Origin of the sequence: Pannonibacter anstelovis, from assembly GCF_036881715.1 — a bacterium.
GTDB lineage: Bacteria > Pseudomonadota > Alphaproteobacteria > Rhizobiales > Stappiaceae > Pannonibacter > Pannonibacter anstelovis.
This window is the reverse complement of the sequence record NZ_JBAKBF010000002.1, coordinates 362,485-382,360: the sequence shown is the minus strand read 5'-3', so window position 1 is coordinate 382,360 and position 19,876 is coordinate 362,485. Positions and strand designations below refer to the sequence as shown.

At 61.8% G+C, this 19,876-nt stretch carries 20 protein-coding genes; 8 read left to right on the top strand and 12 right to left on the bottom strand.

Annotated elements, in window-relative coordinates; genetic code table 11:
- Positions 1–5 precede the first annotated feature (5 nt).
- Together V6L75_RS04545 and V6L75_RS04540 are read left to right on the top strand one after the other, a co-directional pair.
- Positions 6–1,331, top strand: a complete 1,326-nt coding sequence (locus V6L75_RS04545) for a GH1 family beta-glucosidase (protein WP_334250325.1) — start codon at positions 6–8, stop codon at positions 1,329–1,331.
- A gap of 74 nt (positions 1,332–1,405) precedes the next feature.
- Positions 1,406–2,014: an NUDIX hydrolase gene (locus V6L75_RS04540; protein ID WP_425498672.1), complete on the top strand. Its 609-nt coding sequence runs from the start codon at positions 1,406–1,408 to the stop codon at positions 2,012–2,014.
- Positions 2,015–2,295: 281 nt separating this feature from the next.
- Here V6L75_RS04540 and V6L75_RS04535 read toward each other — a convergent pair whose 3' ends face one another.
- Positions 2,296–4,206 (bottom strand): PhoX family protein, encoded by a 1,911-nt coding sequence (locus tag V6L75_RS04535; protein ID WP_334250324.1) that lies wholly within the window; start codon positions 4,204–4,206, stop codon positions 2,296–2,298.
- A 235-nt stretch (positions 4,207–4,441) separates the two neighbouring features.
- On the opposite strand from V6L75_RS04535, the gene V6L75_RS04530 reads away from it, so the two are divergent.
- From V6L75_RS04530 to V6L75_RS04515, 4 genes are all read left to right on the top strand, one after another.
- A complete protein-coding gene (locus V6L75_RS04530; RefSeq protein ID WP_334250323.1) occupies positions 4,442–5,182 on the top strand; it encodes an SDR family oxidoreductase in 741 nt (246 codons plus the stop codon).
- Positions 5,176–5,613, top strand: a complete 438-nt coding sequence (locus V6L75_RS04525) for a thiol-disulfide oxidoreductase DCC family protein (protein ID WP_334250321.1) — start codon at positions 5,176–5,178, stop codon at positions 5,611–5,613. Before V6L75_RS04530 ends, V6L75_RS04525 begins: the two co-directional genes overlap by 7 nt.
- On the top strand, positions 5,610–6,098 hold the full coding sequence (locus V6L75_RS04520) for a DUF3429 domain-containing protein (protein WP_334250319.1): 489 nt from the start codon (positions 5,610–5,612) through the stop codon (positions 6,096–6,098). Before V6L75_RS04525 ends, V6L75_RS04520 begins: the two co-directional genes overlap by 4 nt.
- Before the next feature lie 120 nt (positions 6,099–6,218).
- On the top strand, positions 6,219–6,431 hold the full coding sequence (locus V6L75_RS04515; protein WP_334250318.1) for a hypothetical protein: 213 nt from the start codon (positions 6,219–6,221) through the stop codon (positions 6,429–6,431).
- A 132-nt stretch (positions 6,432–6,563) separates the two neighbouring features.
- Here the strand turns inward: V6L75_RS04515 and V6L75_RS04510 are convergent, their stop codons facing one another.
- Positions 6,564–7,103: a response regulator gene (locus V6L75_RS04510; protein WP_425498683.1), complete on the bottom strand. Its 540-nt coding sequence runs from the start codon at positions 7,101–7,103 to the stop codon at positions 6,564–6,566.
- A 477-nt stretch (positions 7,104–7,580) separates the two neighbouring features.
- On the opposite strand from V6L75_RS04510, the gene V6L75_RS04505 reads away from it, so the two are divergent.
- Positions 7,581–7,754, top strand: a complete 174-nt coding sequence (locus V6L75_RS04505; protein ID WP_334250316.1) for a hypothetical protein — start codon at positions 7,581–7,583, stop codon at positions 7,752–7,754.
- A 33-nt stretch (positions 7,755–7,787) separates the two neighbouring features.
- Here the strand turns inward: V6L75_RS04505 and ccoS are convergent, their stop codons facing one another.
- From ccoS to V6L75_RS04460, 9 genes are all read right to left on the bottom strand, one after another.
- Entirely contained in the window at positions 7,788–7,955 is a 168-nt protein-coding gene (ccoS, locus tag V6L75_RS04500; protein ID WP_334250315.1) for a cbb3-type cytochrome oxidase assembly protein CcoS, read from the bottom strand.
- Complete coding sequence (locus V6L75_RS04495) at positions 7,952–10,237, bottom strand: heavy metal translocating P-type ATPase (RefSeq protein WP_334250314.1); 2,286 nt, start codon at positions 10,235–10,237, stop codon at positions 7,952–7,954. The genes ccoS and V6L75_RS04495 overlap by 4 nt, the downstream gene beginning before the upstream one ends.
- A gap of 71 nt (positions 10,238–10,308) precedes the next feature.
- Positions 10,309–10,848 (bottom strand): FixH family protein, encoded by a 540-nt coding sequence (locus V6L75_RS04490; protein ID WP_334250313.1) that lies wholly within the window; start codon positions 10,846–10,848, stop codon positions 10,309–10,311.
- 9 nt (positions 10,849–10,857) lie between these two features.
- On the bottom strand, positions 10,858–12,315 hold the full coding sequence (gene ccoG, locus V6L75_RS04485) for a cytochrome c oxidase accessory protein CcoG (RefSeq protein ID WP_334250312.1): 1,458 nt from the start codon (positions 12,313–12,315) through the stop codon (positions 10,858–10,860).
- A 254-nt stretch (positions 12,316–12,569) separates the two neighbouring features.
- Positions 12,570–13,448: a cytochrome-c oxidase, cbb3-type subunit III gene (ccoP, locus tag V6L75_RS04480; protein WP_334250311.1), complete on the bottom strand. Its 879-nt coding sequence runs from the start codon at positions 13,446–13,448 to the stop codon at positions 12,570–12,572.
- A 3-nt stretch (positions 13,449–13,451) separates the two neighbouring features.
- A complete protein-coding gene (locus V6L75_RS04475) occupies positions 13,452–13,607 on the bottom strand; it encodes a cbb3-type cytochrome c oxidase subunit 3 (protein ID WP_019962961.1) in 156 nt (51 codons plus the stop codon).
- A gap of 10 nt (positions 13,608–13,617) precedes the next feature.
- A complete protein-coding gene (gene ccoO / locus V6L75_RS04470) occupies positions 13,618–14,352 on the bottom strand; it encodes a cytochrome-c oxidase, cbb3-type subunit II (protein WP_334250310.1) in 735 nt (244 codons plus the stop codon).
- Between the two features lie 15 nt (positions 14,353–14,367).
- A complete protein-coding gene (gene ccoN / locus V6L75_RS04465) occupies positions 14,368–16,023 on the bottom strand; it encodes a cytochrome-c oxidase, cbb3-type subunit I (RefSeq protein ID WP_334250309.1) in 1,656 nt (551 codons plus the stop codon).
- A gap of 245 nt (positions 16,024–16,268) precedes the next feature.
- The gene (locus V6L75_RS04460) at positions 16,269–17,348 is read right to left on the bottom strand and encodes an AbrB family transcriptional regulator (RefSeq protein ID WP_334250308.1); all 1,080 of its coding nucleotides are present in this window, start codon (positions 17,346–17,348) and stop codon (positions 16,269–16,271) included.
- Positions 17,349–17,553: 205 nt separating this feature from the next.
- On the opposite strand from V6L75_RS04460, the gene hemN reads away from it, so the two are divergent.
- Positions 17,554–18,918 (top strand): oxygen-independent coproporphyrinogen III oxidase, encoded by a 1,365-nt coding sequence (gene hemN / locus V6L75_RS04455; RefSeq protein ID WP_334250307.1) that lies wholly within the window; start codon positions 17,554–17,556, stop codon positions 18,916–18,918.
- A 225-nt stretch (positions 18,919–19,143) separates the two neighbouring features.
- Here hemN and V6L75_RS04450 read toward each other — a convergent pair whose 3' ends face one another.
- Positions 19,144–19,860 (bottom strand): helix-turn-helix domain-containing protein, encoded by a 717-nt coding sequence (locus V6L75_RS04450; protein ID WP_334250306.1) that lies wholly within the window; start codon positions 19,858–19,860, stop codon positions 19,144–19,146.
- Positions 19,861–19,876 lie beyond the last annotated feature (16 nt).

The following is a 19,876-nucleotide window of genomic DNA, read 5'->3' as shown; positions in this document are numbered from 1 at the left end:
TTTCCATGAACTTCACCCGTGCCGATTTCCCCGGAGACTTCCTCTTCGGCGCCTCCACCTCGAGCTACCAGATCGAGGGCAGCGCCCTCGGTGGAGCGGGCCGCAGCCAGTGGGACGACTTTGCCGCAACGCCGGGCAATGTCATCCGCGCCGAGAACGGCGCCCGCGCCTGTGAGCACATCCTGCGCATGGACGAGGACCTGGACCTGCTGAAACAGGGTAATTTCGACGTCTACCGCTTCTCCACCTCCTGGGCCCGCGTGATGCCGGAAGGGCGTGGGGCGGTGAATGCGGAAGGGCTCGATTTCTATGACAGGCTGGTGGATGGCCTGCTGGAGCGCGGTATCAAGCCTGCCCTCACCCTCTATCACTGGGAACTGCCCTCGGCGCTTCTCGATCTGGGCGGCTGGCGCAACCGGGACATTGCGGACTGGTTCGCCGATTACACCAACATCATGATGAAGCGCCTGGGTGATCGCGTCTGGTCGGTGGCACCCGTCAACGAACCCTGGTGCGTCACCTGGCTGTCCCACTTCCTTGGCATCCATGCTCCGGGCTTGCGCGACATCCGCGCCACCGCCCGCGCCATGCATCATGTGCTGCTGGCCCATGGCCGCTCCATTCAGGCCATGCGCGCACTGGGCGTCAAGAACCTCGGCGCTGTGTGCAATTTCGAATATGCCCAGCCGGCCGATGACAGCGAGGAAGCCCGCAAGGCCGCAGAGCTTTACGACGGCTACTACAATCGCTGGTTCCTCGGCGGCATCTTCAAGAAGGAATATCCGGCCAATGTGCTGGAGGGCCTTGGCCCCCATATGCCGAAGGGCTGGGAGAATGACTTTGACGTCATCGGCACGCCGGTCGACTGGTGCGGGCTGAACTACTACACCCGCAAGCTCATCGCCCCGGACCCGGACAGCGCCTGGCCCTCGCACAAGGAGGTGGAAGGCCCGCTGCCGAAAACCCAGATGGGCTGGGAGATCTATCCCGAGGGCCTCGAATTCTTCCTCAAGCGCACCCATGCGGAATACACGAAAGGCCTGCCGCTTTACGTCACAGAAAACGGCCTTGCCAATGATGATCACCTGATCAACGGCGAGGTGCAGGATGACGGGCGCATCGATTTCCTTGACCAGCATCTGGCCGCCACCCGGCGTGCGGCAGAAGCAGGCGTGCCGGTGAAAGGCTATTTCCTCTGGTCTCTGATGGACAATTACGAATGGGCCGTGGGCTACGAAAAACGCTTCGGCATCGTGCACACCGACTTTGAAACACTGAAACGCACCCCCAAGGCGTCCTTCAAGGCGCTTGCTCAGGCCATCGCCCGCTGATTGGCTCTGCCTGATCTTGACAGCGGCACCGCACAAAGGCCTTCTTGCTGCATTGCAACAAGAAGGCCTTTGTCATGTCAGAGACCGATACGCCCATTCGCACACTGCAGGACAGGGTCCGAATCCGCGAAACAACCCTGCTTTCCGAGAACTGGGGCAAGCTGACCCGCTACCGTTTTGAACTGCGCCGGTCAGACGGCCGCTGGCAGGAACAGACGCGCGAGGTCTATGACCGGGGGCACGGTGCGGTGCTTCTGGCCTATGACCCGGCCCGCCGCCACGTGCTGCTGACACGCCAGTTCCGTCTGCCCGCCTATGTCTGTGGCCATCAGGAGGAGATGATCGAGGCGCCCGCCGGGCTGCTGGACAAGCTCGACCCCGAAACCCGCATCCGCGCCGAGGTGGAAGAAGAAACCGGCTACCGGCTGGGCAAGGTGGAGCGCCTGTTTGCCCCCTTCATGAGCCCCGGCTCCGTCACCGAGCACCTCACCTTCTTCATCGCTCCCTATTCACCCGATGACAGGGTGAGCGACGGCGGCGGCCTTGAAGAGGAAGGCGAGGACATTGAGGTGCTGGACCTCGCCTTTGACGAAGCCATGGCCATGGTCCGCGACGGACGCATCTGCGACGGCAAGACCATCCTGCTGCTCTACCATCTGGCGCTGACTGTATTCAGGGACTGAACAACAGTCATATTTTGCAATCACTTAACCCACATTCCATCATGCCGTGACTTGATCATGGCCTCCATGCCCCTGCCTGTCCCCGCGCCAAAGCGGAGAGCGCGCGCGAGCCTTCAGAGAGGCTGACCGTTCAGCACGGGCAAGGAGTGGAGCCATGGTCAAGCCATGGCAAGACGAAGACGGGGAGGCTTGGCGCGGGGAACGATGCCGGAAGCTTCCAAAAAAAACCAAAGGGCGCGCCGGGTGGGCGCGCCCTTCGTGTTTCAGAAGATCACGGCAGATCAGCCGATGATCTTGTTGTCTTCGCGCTTGATGGCAACGATGGTCGAACGCGGCAGCTTGCCTTCGCCATCCGGGAAGGGAGCGGCCGGGTGCTGGATGCCGACGAAGTGGGTGCGCTTGTCGGCAGACCAGGTCTGGCCAGTCACCTCTGCGCCCAGCGGGGCGGTGAGGAAGCGCTCGATGCGGCCCGTGACCGGATCGCCCGCAAGCATCTGGTTGTTGCCCTGACCGGCGAAGTCGCCTTCGTTGCTGTCCTCACCGTCGGTCTGGATCCAGAGCAGGCCGGTCGAGTCGAACATCATGCCGTCCGGCGAGTTGAACATGTTGCCTTCGTTGATGTTCGAGGAGCCGGCATAGGCATCCTTGTGGACTGCCGGGTTGCCGGCCATGCAGAACAGGTCCCACTTGAAAGCGGCGTCTGCATGGTCCTCGTTCGCCGGGTACCAGCGCACGATCTGGCCATACTCGTTCGCCTCACGCGGGTTCACAGCGTTCAGCTCCAGCGGATCACCGCCAGCGTTGGTACGCAGCTTGCCATCCTTCATCACGCCACGGCGGCTGTTGTTGGTCAGCGCGCAATAGGCTTCGATGGCGACCGGGTTGGTGGCAACCCACTCCGGACGGTCCATGGTGGTGGCACCAACCTTGGAAGCGGCCATGCGGGTGAAGACGCAGATCTCGTCCATCTTCATGCCGGTGGTTTCCGGCGTCAGGGCAAGCCACTCGCCGGTGCCGTCTTCTGCGAACTTGGCAACGTAGAGCGTGCCTTCGTCCAGCAGCTTCGAGGTGTCGCCACCCGGAACGTAGATGCCGTTGGAGACATACTTGTAGAGGAACTCGCCACGCTCATCGTCGCCCATGTAGACGACCACGCGGCCATCACGCGCGACCACGCAGGCAGCGTTTTCGTGCTTGATGCGGCCGAGGGCAGTACGCTTGACCGGGGTGGAGGAAGCGTCCGACGGATCGATCTCAACCACATAACCGGCGCGGCGCGGCTCGTTCGGGTTCTTCGAGACGTCAAAGCGCTCGTCGAACTTCTCGTAGGCATAGCGGGTTTCAGCCGAGATGCCATAACGCTTGTAGTCGTCCGGCATCTTGAATTCGGCGTCGGTCGAACCGAAGTAGCCGTTGAAGTTTTCCTCGCAGGTCAGATAGGTGCCCCACGGCGTGCGGCCTGCACCGCAGTTGTTGAAGGTGCCGAGGCTTTCCGTGCCCGACGGATCGGCGGCGGTCTTCACCAGGTCGGAACCGGCAGCCGGACCTGAGAGCTTCATCGGGGTGTTGTGATGAATGCGGCGGTTGAGGGGGCTGTCCAGCACGATCTGCCAGCCGTTTTCGCCTTCTGCCACTTCCATGACGGTGACACCCTGCATGTTCTGCAGAATCTTCACGTCGTCGGCGCTCTGCGGCTTTCCTTCCGGAGCGTGCGGCAGGTTGATCTTCGGGTTCACGTACTCGTGGTTCACGGCAATGACCTGACGGCCGCCGATGACGAACAGTTCCATGCCGTCGGTGTTTTCACCGAAAACCTTGTCCGAATGTTCGACGCTGACGCCCTTGCTATGATCCAGATCCGGCACGCCGGAGAACAGCGGCTCACCCCACTTGGCCAGCGGCTTCCAGGAATAGCCTTCCGGCACATGTACGGTGCTGTCAGTGGCGATCGGAACCGGCTTGAACTGGAAGCGCGAGGAAGCGTCCTGCGCCAGCGCGGCGGTGGAGGACATCAGGTTGCCAACGGTGCCCATGGCAGCGGCAGCAGAGCCGAAAGCCAGAACACCACCGAGGAAGCCGCGGCGGGACAGGGCGCTTTCGACCACGCGGTCGAAATCCGTCACGGCCGGGGGCGGGTTCTGCAGTTCATCCCATTCGTCCCAGGACAGATCGCTCTTGTTGATGTCGGACATGGCTAGCTCTCTCTCGAAACTGTTCATGAGGTCTAACGCCTCTGCTGACCGGTTAATGGCTCAGTGTCACAAGTTGATGACAAGATTGAAGACATCCAGACCTGCAGCTTATCCGGCTTGGTAAAAATGCTCGTCATATCCGTGAAGAAACAAAGCGCTGGCATTGCGGCACATATCTGAACCAGCAGCGCATTTGCGGCGTAACAGAGAGACCTAATTAACTGGAGCATCCAAGTTGACTGGACCAGCTGCGCAAGACCTGAGCTCATTCCCGCCTGGTGGCCTCGCCGTTGTCGCAGGCAGCACAGGAGCGGTAGGTGCCGAGATCGCGCGCCAGATCGAGGCGAGCGGCCGCTTCGCCAGAGTGATCGGGCTATCCCGGTCCGGCACCAGCGGCCTTCCCTTTGACCTCACAGATGAGTCAAGCATCGCCGCCGCGGCCTTGGCCATTGGCGAAGCGTCAAAAACCGCGCCCTTGCGGCTCGTTTTCGATGCGACCGGCATGCTCCATGAGGGCGCTCTGCAGCCCGAAAAAAGCTGGCGGCAGATTGATCCGGCCGCCATGGCTCGGGTGTTTGCCATCAACACCATCGGCCCGGCTCTGCTGATGAAACACTTCCTGCCCCTGCTGGCTGGTGAGGGAAAGGCAGTGTTTGCCACTCTTTCGGCCCGGGTCGGCAGCATCGGCGACAACAATCTGGGCGGCTGGTACAGCTACCGTGCTGCAAAGGCTGCGCTCAACCAGCTCGTCCGCTCCGCCAGCATCGAGCTGGCCCGCAAGCGACCTGAAAGCCTCTGCATCGCCCTGCATCCGGGCACCGTGGAGAGCCGTCTGTCAGAGCCCTTCGCCAGATCCGGCCTCACTGTCAGACCTCCGCAGGAGGCCGCCCGCCTGCTGCTGCAGACCATCGATGATCTCGGCGCTGCGCAGACCGGCAGTTTCCATGATGCGGAAGGCAAGGAGATCGTATGGTGAGCACGACCGCCACGCCCCCGGCAGCGCCACAGCCGGAAATGCCGCCCGTTACCGTTTATTATGACGGCGCCTGTCCGCTCTGCTCGCGCGAGATCGCCGTCTACAGACGGCAGGATGGCGCGAACGGGATTTGCTGGGTGGATGTGTCAACAGAGGCTCCTGAAGCCCTGCCGGACGGTCTAACGCGCAGCGCTGCGCTTGCCCGGTTCCACGTGCGCGGCGCCGATGGAAAGCTGCGCTCGGGAGCGGCAGCCTTTCTCAGCCTTTGGCACAGCCTGCCGCGCTTTGCCGGTGCGGCCCGCCTGCTCGACCGGCCGGTTCCACGCGCCGTCCTGGAGTTCGGCTACCGTCTGACGCTCATCATCCGCCCTTCCCTTCAATCCCTGGCAAGGCGCGTGTTCCGCCCTCATCCGCAGGAGCAAGACAGATGACACGGCACCTCACCTTCAATCCCCTCACTGTGCCACGCCCGACGCTTGCTCTCGGAGTTGCCGGGCTTATCCCATTTGCGGCCGCCAGCCTGATAACCTTTGCCGGGCCGCCTGAGCTGCGCCCGCAAGCCGCCTTCGCACTGGCAGCTTACGGCGCTGTCATCCTCTCCTTCCTGGGGGGCATTCACTGGGGTGTGGCCATGGCCGCATCCACCGGACAGGACGGTCCTTTTGAAGACAGGGAGCTTCTCACCCGCCTTGCCATCGCAGTAGCCCCTTCTCTGGCTGGCTGGGCAGGCTTGCTTCTGCCGCAGACTTCGGGGCTTCTGCTGCTGGCAGCCTGCTTTGCAGCCATGTTCGCGCTTGATCTGACCGCATCGAGGGAGGGCAAGTTTCCGCTCTGGTATCCCGCACTGCGCCTGCCGCTCAGTGCAGGAGCAGCGGCCTCGATGCTGCTGGGAGCAGCCGCACCTTCCGTCATGTAAGCGCGGCGGCGCACCCCAAAGCCTTGCAAAGATCTCTTTTCAGATGATCCAGACTCAGTCATTCATTGTGCATTAACCATAAATGCCGAAGCTGTGATCGTGGAAATCGGGGAGACCGGCATGGTTCGCTTGCGCAAACGCCTTGAGACATTGGACGACTTCTTTGCAGCGGTCGAAGGCTATACACATTTGCCCACCGAACTGCTCGTCCGCTTCCTGCTCGACAACTACCTCGTTGACCTGGATCAGCTTTCCGAATTTGCCAGCTCAATGAAACTGCGGCAGATCAATGATGCTGCCGCGAGTGCCGGCGCGGGTTCGATTGCAGCCTGATCCTACCAGGGACGCCAGGCGCGCCATTGGACTTGGGCATAGCGTGGCAGCTGAAGCACTTTCGATGAAGACTGAGCCGCCGGAAGTGCTCGTTTTCTCTGCCGTCACGCATTTTTAGACGCAGAACCGGCCTCAGCCGATGGCCTGAGATTCCTCAGATTGCTGCGCAGGAGCACTGGCATTCCCCGGCTGCGGCAGCCCGCCCTGCCAGATTTTCTGGCGGTTGCGGATTTCGCGCGGCGCAGGGCCGAAATAGCTTGGGGTCTTCACAAAATCACGCGGCTGCATGATGACGCTGGACACCCGCTGATAAAGCGCCTTAGCAGAGATCGGCTTGGACAGCAGCTCATGCACGCCAAGACGGCGCGCTTCGATGATGCGGCTGCGCTCCGTGTGCCCAGTCACCATGATGATGGGAATGTAGGCAAAGGGGTTGTTCTGGGTGCGGATCATACGCACCATATCGGCGCCGTCGAGGATCGGCATCACCCAGTCAAGGATGAGAATGTCAGGATTGGCGCGGTCCATGGCCTCAAGGCCAGACGCACCATCTTCGGCCTCGACAATCCGCCGTGCACCAAAGCCCTGCAGCATGGTGCGCAGGATCGTTCGCATGTAGGCGCTGTCTTCCACCAGAAGAAATGTCAGCGAGGCAAGGTCAAGGCTCACCAGCCACCTCCGTTCGTCCAGCTCAGATTACGGGCAAAGGATGAAAAGAGAGTTAGTCAACTCTGCCAGTGCCCGGCTGTCCTCTGTCAGACCGCAGCCGCGCCAGAGGCATCTGCGCGGAAGCAGGTCAGCGCGACTGTTAACAGACACAAAGGATTTGACTGATCACGCGGGCAGTTCCGTGGCCTTATGTGGCTGTTTTCAGCCTGTCCACCTATTTTTTCAATGAATTCAGCCCGTTGCAAGACCGTTCTGGCAACGGCGGATTTTCTTTTGGCCAAGGGCATTTAACCGGAGATGCCGCGGATTTGACATAAGATTCAAATCACCGGGTTTAAACCTTGGTAAAGTTGCGAAGCATTAACTCGATCCGGAGCGATGGCTTAACGCGCCTTTCAGGGAGCCGTGCTATAAAATCGTCACAGTCGGGCAAGGCGGGTTTTAGCCATAGCCTTTCATCCTGACACTCCGGAGCCAGCCATGCAGATCGAACGCATCGAGAAGAAAAGGGAAGTACGCCGGGAAGATCCCCGTGCACAGGCCCCGTCTTCCAGCGCCAGTTCTGGCCCTGCTCACGAGAACATTCTTCTCTTTTCCGGTCTGGCACTGCTGATCGTTTCAGCCAGCATGGTGATCTCCGCGCTCGTCGGCTGACGGAAGCATGCCTGATCGCATTCGCGCAGCCGGTCAGGCCTTCTTTCCATCATCATCTTCAAGATCATCGTCGTCCAGAATACGCCAGCTGGCGCCTTCCAGATCATCATACTGGCCGCTTTTCAGCGACCACAGGAAGCCAACGAGCCCCAATCCACCGAGGAACAGGGCAACCGGGATAAGAAACAGCAGGACGGTCATTCTGCCCCCCGAGGCTTGAGAGAAATGGCCGGCTTGCGGCCAGCGGCTGTGCTGGCTCCAGCCGGGCCGGGCACCGCGTCTTGTGCCATGCCCGCATTGACGAGGCGCAGGCGCAGAGCATTGGCTGTGACGATGAGCGACGAGCCCGACATGGCGGCTGCCGCAAGCAGCGGCGTGACAAAGCCTGCAACCGCAATTGGAACCGCGATCAGATTGTAGATGACCGAGATCCACAGATTCTCGATCATGGCTGCCTTGGCCTTGCGGGAGATGGCAAGTGCTTCGGCCACGGGGCGCAGCGGATCGCCCAGGAACACGGCATCGGCAGCAGCCTGGCTGATGTGTACTGCGGTTACCGGCGACAGCGACACATGCGCCGCAGCCAGAGCAGGCGCGTCATTCAGCCCGTCACCGACCATCAGAACGGTACGGCCTGCCTGTTTCAATTCCTCCAGCCGGGCAATCTTGCCCGCAGGCGTCATCCCTGCGCGCCATTCGCCGATGCCAAGGGCATGGGCGGCCTGCTCCACGGCGCCTGCCCGGTCACCGGACAGGATCTCCAGCTGGTAGCCCATGGCCCTGAGGCTGGCCGCTACGAGCGGTGCATCAGGCCGGAGTTTCTGCCGCAGGGCGAACAGCCGCACCTGCCCCTCGCCCGCACGATAGGCGAGCAGCGAAGCATCGGGATGGCGCTGCATAAGTGCCGCTACGTCTGCGTCAGACGCACCGCAGAAGACCGGGCTGCCAAGCCGGATTTCACGCCCCCCCAGATCGCAGGAAACACCTGCTCCGCTCGTTTCTGCTACACCGGCCAGTGGCTCGCTGGCGGCCGTCGCCTGGGCAAGGCCACGCGCCAGAGGATGGCGGCTGGACAGGGCCAGACGCCCGGCGAGCAGCAGATCCCTGTCCGACAGATCGGGCTCCTCCACGAGTTCCGGTTCGGACAGGGTCAGCGTGCCGGTCTTGTCGAAGACGATGGTGTCGGCTGCAGCCAGCCGCTCGATGGCATCGCCAGAGCGGATGAGCACGCCCGCCTTGAACAGCTGCCCGGAAGCCACGACCTGCACCGCCGGAATGGCAAGGCCGAGTGCACAGGGGCAGGTAATGATCAGCACCGAAATAGCGATGATCAGCGCCGGCTGCCAGCCAATACCGTACAGCGCCCAGCCGGTGAAGGTCAGGGCAGCAGCAGCATGCACCACCGGCGAATACATGGAAGCGGCTCGGTCGGCCAGCACGACATAGGAGGACTTGGCCTGTCCGGCAGCTTCCAGCAGCCGGTTCACCTCGTCCAGCACAGTCGAACCGGAAGCAGCCGAAACACGCACATGCAGAACGCCATCGGCATTGCTGGTGCCTGCATAGACCCGGTCACCGGGCCGCACAGGCTCCAGCGCCGTTTCACCGGTCACAAGGCTCTGATCCACCTCGGAAACGCCGTCCTCAATGACCCCGTCGACGGGGATGCGCTCACCGGCGGTGACCAGCACGAGATCACCCGGCTGAACCCGCGACAGAGGCACCTCGCGCACGCTGCCATCCGGATGGATCCGCGCTGCGACCTCGCCCTTCAAGGCCGCAATATTCTCCGCCAGCGACTGGGTGCGTCCGCGCATGTTGTGATCGAGATAGCGGCCGACCAGCAGGAAGAACAAAAGCATGGTGGCGGATTCGAAATAGGCGTGATGCTGGCTTTGCGCGGTCTGGACCAGCGACAGCCCGACCGCAAGGCACACGCCGATGGAGATCGGCACATCCATGTTGAGGCGGCGGCCACGGATGGCATTGAAGGCACTTCTGAAGAACGGGCGGCCCGCATAGGCAACCGCCGGAAGGGCGATCAGTGCCGAAATCCAGTGAAACAGGTCGCGGGTTTCGTCGGTAATATCCGTGACGTTGCCCGACCAGACCGAAACGGAGAGCAGCATGATGTTCATCGCGGCAAAGCCGGAGACGGCAATGGCCCGCATCAGCTCCCGCCCCGTCTGGTCCTGACGGTTGCGCGCCGATGCCGGATCGAACGGGTGGGCCTTGTAGCCCATGCGTGCCAGCGTGGCGACAATCTTGTCTGCCCCCGTGGCCGCTGCATCCCAGTCCACGGCCAGCCGGTGGGAGGTGAGGTTGACGCGCGCTCTGGCGACACCTGGCAGGCGCATCAGCCCCCGCTCAATGTCGCCCATGCAGGCAGCGCAAGTGATGCCCTCGACGGCCAGGTCCATATGGGCCCTGCCCTCTTCTCCAGATGTGACGAATGCGTCCCAGTCACGCATATGCACAGTCATGATCCGTCCTACTCGCCAGAGAGATGCAGTGCCCGGTCCGCCCCTTGAACCGGGCACTGCTCATGTCAGAGTCAGTCCTTGAGAAACAGCTTGTTCTCCGACCGGAACACACGGCCTTCGGCCCCGTGTGCCTCAATGATCAGGTGCCAGTTGCCTGCGGCCACCGGCTCCGGCGTCAAGGCAGCGTAGTGCCCGCTTTCACCTTCAATCAGGTCAACGGTCTGATCCAGGCCCGTTGCCACGGGGTGCATCAGCTTCGCCTCGAAGGACACACCGGAAACCGGTGAGCCGTCGGCCTTTTCGGCGGTGATGGCGATCTGGGCACGGCCTTCGATGCTGCGCTCGAGATGAACCCCGACCTGCCAGCCACGGGATGCCTGTTCACGGGCAGCTGCCACCTCGCCGTTGAACGCCTGTCCGGCCTTGTAGGAGCTGTCGACGACCGTCCCGGGAAAGCTGCCGATGGCCACCCACAGAAAGACCCCGTTGGCTGCGAAAACCGCACCAAAGAAGCAGCAAAGCCAGATCAGAACCGTCCATCCGGTCATGGGGCGGCGTGCCGCCCCTGCCGTTCCATCACCCTTGCCCGTCCTCGCAAGTGTCTGTGTCATCTGGTCCTCCTATGGGGCCTTGAAATAATCGCTGGTGTAGACAACCTCGCCCATCACCGTGTCCGTCAGGCGGAAGACGACGGGTGTCGAGGACGCAAGCTTTGCGCCGGCCGGGGAATAGACCAGCACACGGATCTCGCGGCTCTGGTCCGGCCCGACAACGATGAAGGGACGGCCATCCACATAGTGGTCGATGCCGATCGCCTCGATCCTTGTGCCGCCGGGCATGCCCTCGACGTTGAGCATGAAGGTGCGTTCGTGGGTCTGCTTGTTCAGCAGTCGTACGGTGAAGCCGTTACGCACCGAGCCGTCATTCTGCTGGACGAAGATCGGATTGCGGTCATGCAGCACGCTGATCCCCGCAAAGTCGCGGGCGAGCAGCGCGTAGAGCATGATGGCGCCGGTGATGGCGATGACCGCGGCATAGATGATGGTGCGCGGACGCACGATATCGTAAATCGGGTCCTTGCCCTCGAGCCGCCGCTGGATGTTCTCGTCCGTGTCATAGCCGATAAGGCCCGTGGGCTTGCCGACGCGGGTCATCACCGCATCGCAGGCATCAATGCACAGCCCGCACTGAATGCAATCCAGTTGCAAACCGTTGCGGATGTCGACGCCCGTCGGGCACACGTGGAAGCACTGGGCGCAGTCAACGCAGTCGCCCGCAGGCAGACCTTGCGCGGCCAGTTCCTTGTTCCGTTTCAGCGGTCCGCGCGGCTCACCCCGGTCCCAGCGGTAGGTGACGTTCAGCGCCTTCTCATCCGTCAGCGCCGCCTGAATACGTGGCCAGGGGCACATGTAGATGCAGACCTGCTCACGCATGAAACCAGCCAGCAGATAGGTGGTCGTGGTCAGGATGCCGATCCAGACATAGGCGCTCAAAGGTGCCTGGAAGGTGGCCAGCTCATAAACCAGCGTCGGCGCATCGGAGAAATAGAGCACCCAGGCACCGCCGGTCCACCAGGCGATCATCAGCCAGGAGACGTGTTTGGCGGCCCGCTTGCCGAACTTCGACAGGTTCATCGGCGCCTTGTCGAGGGCAATGCGCTCGCGCCGGTCCCCCTCGATCTTGCGCTCGACCCAGAGGAACAGATCGGTCCACACCGTCTGCGGACAGAGATAGCCGCACCAGACGCGCCCTGCGACAGCATTCATCAGAAATAGCGCCAGCGCCGCGATAATCAGCAGGCCGGTGATGTAGTAGACCTCTTGCGGCCAGATTTCGATGAAGAAGAAATAACCACGCCGCCCCTCCAAATCGATGAGGACGGCCTGATTGGGTGCATTTGGCCCCCGGTCCCAGCGGATGAAGGGAAGGAAATAGTAGATGCCCAGCGTGATAAACAGCAGCGTCCACTTGATCTTGCGGAAGGTTCCCTTGACCGCCATCGGGTAGATTTTCCTGGCGGACGCAAACCACTCTTCTGGCTCTCCGCCAGCACCGCCGGCATTTGGCTCGACACGCATCTTTCCGTCCTTTCACCCCGGTTTCCGGCCCCGACGGCACCCGGGAGAGTCCGGGCACAGCGCGAGGGCGCAGACCCGGGTTCATGCTGACCTTCAAGGCACACTAGACGGCGCAGACGCTTCGGGCCTTGAGCCTGATCAAATGCGGCAATATGTCAAAGGCCGGACGCTTGCGCGCCCGGCCTTTGGTTTTCCTGCAGTTTTCATTCCTCTCCGCACTGGCCCATCAGACCAGTTCCGGCCGGGTGGTGAGATTACTCACCACCGCCGAAGGAGTGCACGTAGACGGCCAGCGACTTGATGGTCGCCGGGTCGAGGCGGCCTTCCCAGGCAGGCATCACGCCATGACGCGGGGCATTGACCTGCGCCTTGATTGCCTTGACCGACTTTCCGAACACATAGTTCGCGGCCATCAGGCTTGGAGCGCCCATTTCCCGCATGCCGGCAAGATCCTCGCCATGGCAGGAAGCACAGTTCTCCTGGTAGACGGTCTCGCCAGCGGCCAGATCCACACCGGCTTCGGGCTCCAGTCCGGCGCGCGATGCGACGAAGTTGGCAACCTGATCAATCTGGGTCTTGTCGAGCAGCTCGTCCCGGCCAAAGGCAGGCATTTCTGCGAATCTGGCCTCGTCATGGCCAGACCTGATCCCATACTTCAGCGTCGTGTGGATGTCTTCCAGCGTGCCGCCCCAGATCCAGCCGTCGTCCTGAAGGTTCGGGTAACCGATGGCCCCCGTACCGCCAGAGCCGTGGCAGGCTGCGCAATTGTCGCCGAAAGCCGCCCGGCCATTCGCCATGGCGAAGTCGAGCAGTTCCGGCTTGCTGGCGATCTCTTCCAGGCTCGCGTCATTGAGGCCCGCGCCCAGCTGCGCACGGGCAGCCTGGCCAGCTTCGACAGCCGCCAGCGCATCTGCACGCTGGCTGTTGCCGAGGACACCAGCCGTATAACCGCTGATCAGCGGCCAGGAGGGATAGACCACCCAGTAGCCAATCGCCCAGACGATGGAGGCGTAGAAGACATAGAGCCACCATTTCGGCAGTGGATTGTTGAGCTCCTTGAGCCCGTCCCACTCGTGGCCTGTCGTTTCAACGCCGGAGACAGCATCGATCTCCTTCTTGTGAATGTCGCTCATCTGTCAGTCCTCCCGGAACGGGATCTTGGAGGCCTCGTCAAAGCGTTCTGCATTGCGGGGCCAGAGGGCATAGGCGAGCACACCTGCAAACATCAGCACGAAGTAGATCGTGCCACCCGTCTGGGCGAAGCTGGCCAGGGTCATGTAGGTCTCGTTCATATGAGCCTCCTCAGCGCAGGTTCGCCTTGTCGTCGTAGATCGAGAAATCCACGAGCGTGCCAAGCATCTGCAGATAAGCGACGAGAGCATCCATTTCCGTCAGATCCTTCGGGTTGCCGTCGAAGTCGCGGACGACAGCCTTGGGATACCGGCTCATGAATTCATCCACACCGTCCGCATCCGGATTGGCCTGGATGGCAAGATCAGCGGCCGCCTTTTCGATCATCTCGTCCGTGTAAGGCACGCCGACGATCGAGTTCGCCTTGAGGTGATCGGCAATGCCGCGTGCATCGAGCTTGGCCGTCATGAGGAACGGATAGCCCGGCATGATCGATTCCGGCACGACAGAGCGCGGATTGATCAGATGATCGCGGTGCCAGTCGTCGGAGTATTTTCCGCCAACGCGCGCCAGATCCGGGCCAGTGCGCTTGGAGCCCCACTGGAACGGGTGATCATACATGGACTCCGCCGCCAGCGAGTACTTGCCGTAACGCTCCAGCTCATCACGCATCGGGCGGACCATCTGCGAGTGGCAGAGATAGCACCCTTCACGGATGTAGATGTTGCGGCCGGCCAGTTCGAGCGGGGAGTAGGGACGCATCCCCTCCACCTTTTCGATCGTGCTCTTCAGATAGAAGAGCGGAACGATCTCGACGAGACCGCCGATGGAGACCATTAGGAGGATACCTACAAGAAGAAGAATGGAGTTCTTCTCGAAGATTTGGTGTTTTGCCCAGGCAGACATTGATTGCTCTCCCCCTTATTCGGCCGGAGCCAGGTTGCCAGCCGTGCCGGTTTCGGCCACTTCGGCCTCACCGTGACGGACGGTCATCCAGAGGTTGAAGGCCATGATCAGGGCGCCGAGCACGAAGAGTGCGCCGCCAAGAGCACGGATGACGTAGTAGGGGAACATGGCGTCGACGGTTTCGATGAATGAGTATTCAAGGAAGCCCATCTTGTCGTAGGCGCGCCACATCAGGCCCTGCATGATGCCCGACACCCACATGGCGCAGATGTACAGGACGATGCCCATGGTGGAGAGCCAGAAGTGCCAGTCCACCAGCTTCAGCGAATAGAGGCCCTTCTTCTTCCACAGCCAGGGAACCAGGCAGTAGAGCGCACCGAAGGAGATGTAGCCCACCCAGCCGAGCGCACCGGAATGCACGTGGCCAATGGTCCAGTCGGTGTAATGCGACAGCGAGTTCACGGCACGGATGCTCATGAGCGGGCCTTCGAAGGTCGACATGCCGTAGAAGGCAACCGACACGACCATCATGCGCAGCACCGGATCGGTCCGCAGCTTGTCCCAGGCACCCGACAGGGTCATCAGGCCGTTGATCATGCCGCCCCAGGAGGGCATCCACAGGATCACGGAGAAGGTGGCACCCAGCGTCGAAGCCCACTGCGGCAGAGCCGTGTAGTGCAGGTGGTGGGGGCCAGCCCAGATGTAGATGAAAATCAGCGCCCAGAAGTGCACGATCGACAGGCGGTAGGAATAGACCGGCCGCTCGGCGCGCTTGGGCACGAAGTAGTACATGATGGCGAGGAAGCCGGCGGTCAGGAAGAAGCCCACCGCGTTATGGCCGTACCACCACTGCACCATGGCATCCTGCACGCCAGACCAGACGATGTAGGACTTGGTCCCGAACACCGACACCGGAATGGTGGCGTTGTTGACGAGATGCAGCATCGCGATGGTGACGATGAAGGCGAGGTAGAACCAGTTCGCCACATAGATATGCGGCTCCTTGCGCTTCCACAAAGTGCCCAGGAACAGGAAAAGGTAAGCCACCCAGACGATGGTCAGCCACAAGTCGGCATACCATTCCGGCTCGGCATATTCCTTGCCCTGCGTCGCGCCCAGCAGGTAGCCCGTGCCGGCAATGACGATGAAGGCGTTATAGCCCAGAATAACGAACCAGGGCAGGATCTTGCCGGGCATGCGGGCACGGGACGTGCGCTGGACCACATACATGGACGTTGCCAGCAGCACGTTGCCGCCAAAGGCAAAGATCACCGCCGAAGTGTGCAGCGGACGCAGGCGCCCGAAGTTGGTCCAGGGCAGATCGAAGTTCAGCGCCGGAAAGGCGAGCTGAAGTGCGATGATCAGGCCGACGGTGAAACCGGCAATGCCCCAGAACATGGCAGCCACGGTGCCGAACTTGACCGGCCCCATGTTGTAGTTCGGCTTGCCGCCGATTTCCTGCGGGATCTCGATTCCGCCGTCATCGAAATAGTTCTTGAAGATGATGAAGGCGCCCACGGCGGCGAACAAAGCGCCGATTGCCGTATGGAACGCCATCACCTGGTCGTAAGTCTTCCCTGCCACGATCAGGCAGGCGAAGGCGAGCAGCACGAGGAACAGGGCAAAGCCCCCTTCTTCGAGCGATATGAGTTTGGCCTTTGATTGTGCCATTCTTCCGCCCCAGTCTTGAATGCCGCTGGCGAGGGAAGGGCCAGCAGTCCAAGGCTGACCTTGCGCATGGGATGGGTCCAGACGCGTTGATTCAGATCAACGTGGCAGAAAGGCTTCGGTTTGTTGGCAAAAAGGCATCAGGCACGAAGGCCGTGAGAGCGCCGCAGAGCATCCACTCCGGGCTCAGGCGGCCATCCTGCCCGGCCGGACGCTGCAAATACTGGTTTGACGGGATAAGCCCTGCGTCAGCCGCCCCGCGGGTTGCGGCCAAGGACAGCCAGCGTCACAGGCGGGAGAATCAGGATCAGCGCGATGTAGCGGGCAAGCTGATGGGCTGCGACAAAGGCAGGGTCCATGTCCAGCAGATAGGCCAGCAGCATCATCACCTCCAGCCCGCCCGGCGCGTAGGCCAGCAGCACCTGGCCGGCCGGGATGCCCAGCGTCCATGCAACGGCGAGCGCCCCCACCACAGACACCGTGAGGCCGGCTGCAAAGGCTCCGACGGAAGCCGCCAGAAGGCGCAGCAGCATCGCCGGGGAGATTTCACAGAAACGGATGCCAATGGAGGCGCCCAGAATGACAAAGCAGGGAATCAGCGCCCAGTCCGGCACGTGTGTATCGAGAAAGCCCGTGCCACTCGCAAGCGCGCTGGCAAAGAACGCCCCAGTCAGCCAGCCGCCCGGAATGCGCAGCCGCACTGCAGCAAAACTGGCAGCAATACAGATGACAAGACCTAACGCCGTATCCTGAAACGGCACGGGAAGGGCCGCAGGGCCGCTCCCCATATCTGCCCCGCCAGCCTGCCCGATGAAAAGCGGCAAGGCCGCAACGAGGAAGAACAGCCGGATGATCTGGGCCGTCGAAAAGCGGGTCACATCGGTCCTGCGCTCGGAGGCGACCGCCATTACGAAAGTCAGGGCACCCGGGATGGCAGCAAAATAGGCTTCTTCCTTTGTCCAGCCGCATAGCTGGCGGAGGAAGGCATAGGTCACAAACATCACCAGCGCCACGACCACGGCAAGGCCTGCGAGCGAGACCGGCCAGTCGCCGATGCGGTGCACCACGTCCGGCGTCACGCCGCTGCCCATGGTCATGCCCAGCAGCGTATAGAGCGGAGGCTGAATGCCGGTTGGGAACTTTGCCCTCAGCCCGGCAAAGGTAGCGGCGGCGACAACGATCATTGCTCCCGACAGCCAGGCCGCAGGCAGGCCAAGCCAGTTGAACCCGGCTGCACCAGCCCCGCCGATGGCAATCGTCAGGCTGAATTGCCCGAAGGCTTTCCAGCGGGAAACGGTCGGTTCGGCATCAATCTGGCTGGATGTCATCTGGCAGGCCGCGGGTCCGGAAATCAGGAAGGAGGCAAGAATGCCGCATCACTATAACGGCCCCCGGCAGGCCAACCAGTGCATTTGCAGCCGGTCTGAGCCTTTGCACCTGCGCGCATGACGCATGGCTTGAAGCCGCAACACACCTCCGGGAACGTTGAGGAAGATCAAGGTTCCCACTCCAGACATCTGCCAGATTGTGCCCATGAGCGACCATCTTGCCCGATATGCGGCCCGTAACGTGCCGCGCTACACAAGCTACCCGACCGCACCGCACTTCAGTGCGGAGGTGACGTCCAGCCTTTACGGCAGCTGGCTGGCAGCCCTGCCCGAAGAGACGGATCTGTCCCTCTATCTGCATGTGCCCTATTGCCGGGAGCTGTGCCACTACTGCGGCTGCCACACCAAGGCGACCCGCAAGGATGCGCCTCTGGAGCAATATGCCAGATCGCTGGAAGCCGAGATCGAGCTGGTCGCCGGGCATCTGGGTGCACAACGGCGCGTGCGCCATATCCATTGGGGCGGCGGCACGCCGAGCCTTTTGCCAGAAGCAAGCCTGCTGGAACTCTCCGGCCTGATCCGGGTGCTGTTTGAGCTGACACCTGATCTCGAACATGCGATCGAACTGGACCCGCGCTATGTCACCCGCCGCCTTGCGCTGACGCTGGCCGTCATGGGCATCAACCGCGCGAGCCTCGGTGTGCAGGACCTCAATCCGGATGTGCAGAAGGCGATTGGCCGGGTGCAGTCCTATGAGGTTCTGCAAGCCGCAGTCGATCATTTGCGGGATGCCGGACTGGATGCGCTGAACTTCGACCTGATGTATGGCCTGCCGCTGCAGACGCGTGACACGATTCTCGACACCGTGGCCCGCTCTGTTGCGCTGCAGCCTTCACGCATCGCCCTCTTCGGCTACGCCCATGTACCCTGGATGAAAAAGCATCAGCGGCTCATTGACGAGAGCACCCTGCCCGCGCCGGCGGAGCGCCTTGCCATGGCCGATGCGGCGCGTGAGGCGCTGATGGATGCGGGCTACGTGGCCATCGGCCTTGATCATTTCGCCCGTCCGGACGACAGCATGGCGATTGCACTCGCGGAAGGCCGTCTGAAGCGCAATTTCCAAGGCTATACCACCGATCAGGGCGAAGCGCTCATCGGCCTCGGCGTCTCTTCGATTGGCCGCCTGCCCGCCGGTTTTGTGCAGAATGTCAGCGATACGGGCACCTGGCAGAGGATGATCGAGAACGGCCAGCTGCCGGTCAACAAGGGCTTCACCCTGTCCGATGATGACCGTGCGCGGGCTGACATCATCGAACAGCTGATGACGTCCTACACCGTGGACGTCGCCCGGATCGCAGAACGGCATGGCCTGCCTCTCAGCCACTTCAGCGACAGCCTCGCAAAGCTGGAGGAACTCGTTGCGGATGGCCTGCTGACCTGCAAGGATGCCTGGGTGAAAATCACACCGGAAGGCCGCCCGTATGTGCGCATCGCGGCAGCTGCCTTCGACGCCTATTTCGGCAAGGCCGCCCCCAGCACCATAGTACCGCGCCACTCGATGGCTGTGTGATGGCGGGAGAGGACAAGACTTGAAATGGAAGCCCGGCCCGGTTTGGGACTGGGTCTGCAAGAGTTGATCAAACCTTTGCCGCACTTGGCAATTTCAAGGCGTGAAACGTCAGCATTCCGGGACCTTGGTATAAGTTGCCTTGGGCCTGTTGGAAACGCCAACAGCCAGTCCTCGCGGACTGGCTGCAGGGCATACAGTGATCGATGGGGTCTTGTGCTTGTCTGATCAGTGCTTGCCGGTGAGCTGGCAGACAGCGCAAACCCGGTTGAGGCGGATCTCGTCATTGCGCTCCAGCGTGATGAGGCCGCGGCGCTTCATGTCCGAGATCACACGGCTGACCGTCTCGATGGTCAAGCCGAGGTAATCGGCGATTTCCTGACGGGTCATGTGCAGCTTGACCTGGCGGCTATCCGGCAGGCCATCTTCCACAGGTCCCATGCAGTTGTTGCCGCCGCGATCCGGAACCAGATGCATCAGGAAGCTGGCAACACGTTCGGTTGCCGACTTGCGGCCGAGCAGAACAGCGTGCTCATGCAGATGCTGCATCTGCGCGATCAGGCATTTGGTCAGCTGGCGCTGAATGTCGGAAGAAACTTCGATCTGGTGCAGGTCCAGCGTGTGGACGCAGGCATCGGTCAGGGTTTCAGCAGTGCAATCCTGCTCTTCACCTGAGGGCATCCCGAAGATATCTCCGGCACGCAGCACCTCGACAACCTGACGGCGGCCATCGGGCAGCAGCTTGAACAGCATCACCGTGCCGCGGCCAACCTCGAAAATGCGGTCGGCAGGATCACCCTGATAATAGATCACATCATGCGGCTTGTAGCTCACGCTCTTTGCGCCGAAGCTGGCGAAGTGAGAGGTGACTTCAGGCGCAGGAACGCGGGATGCGAGAGTGCCGGCCATAGGTGATCTTGTGAGATTGCGTTCCAGATAAGCCATGTTTCCCTCCTGTGGC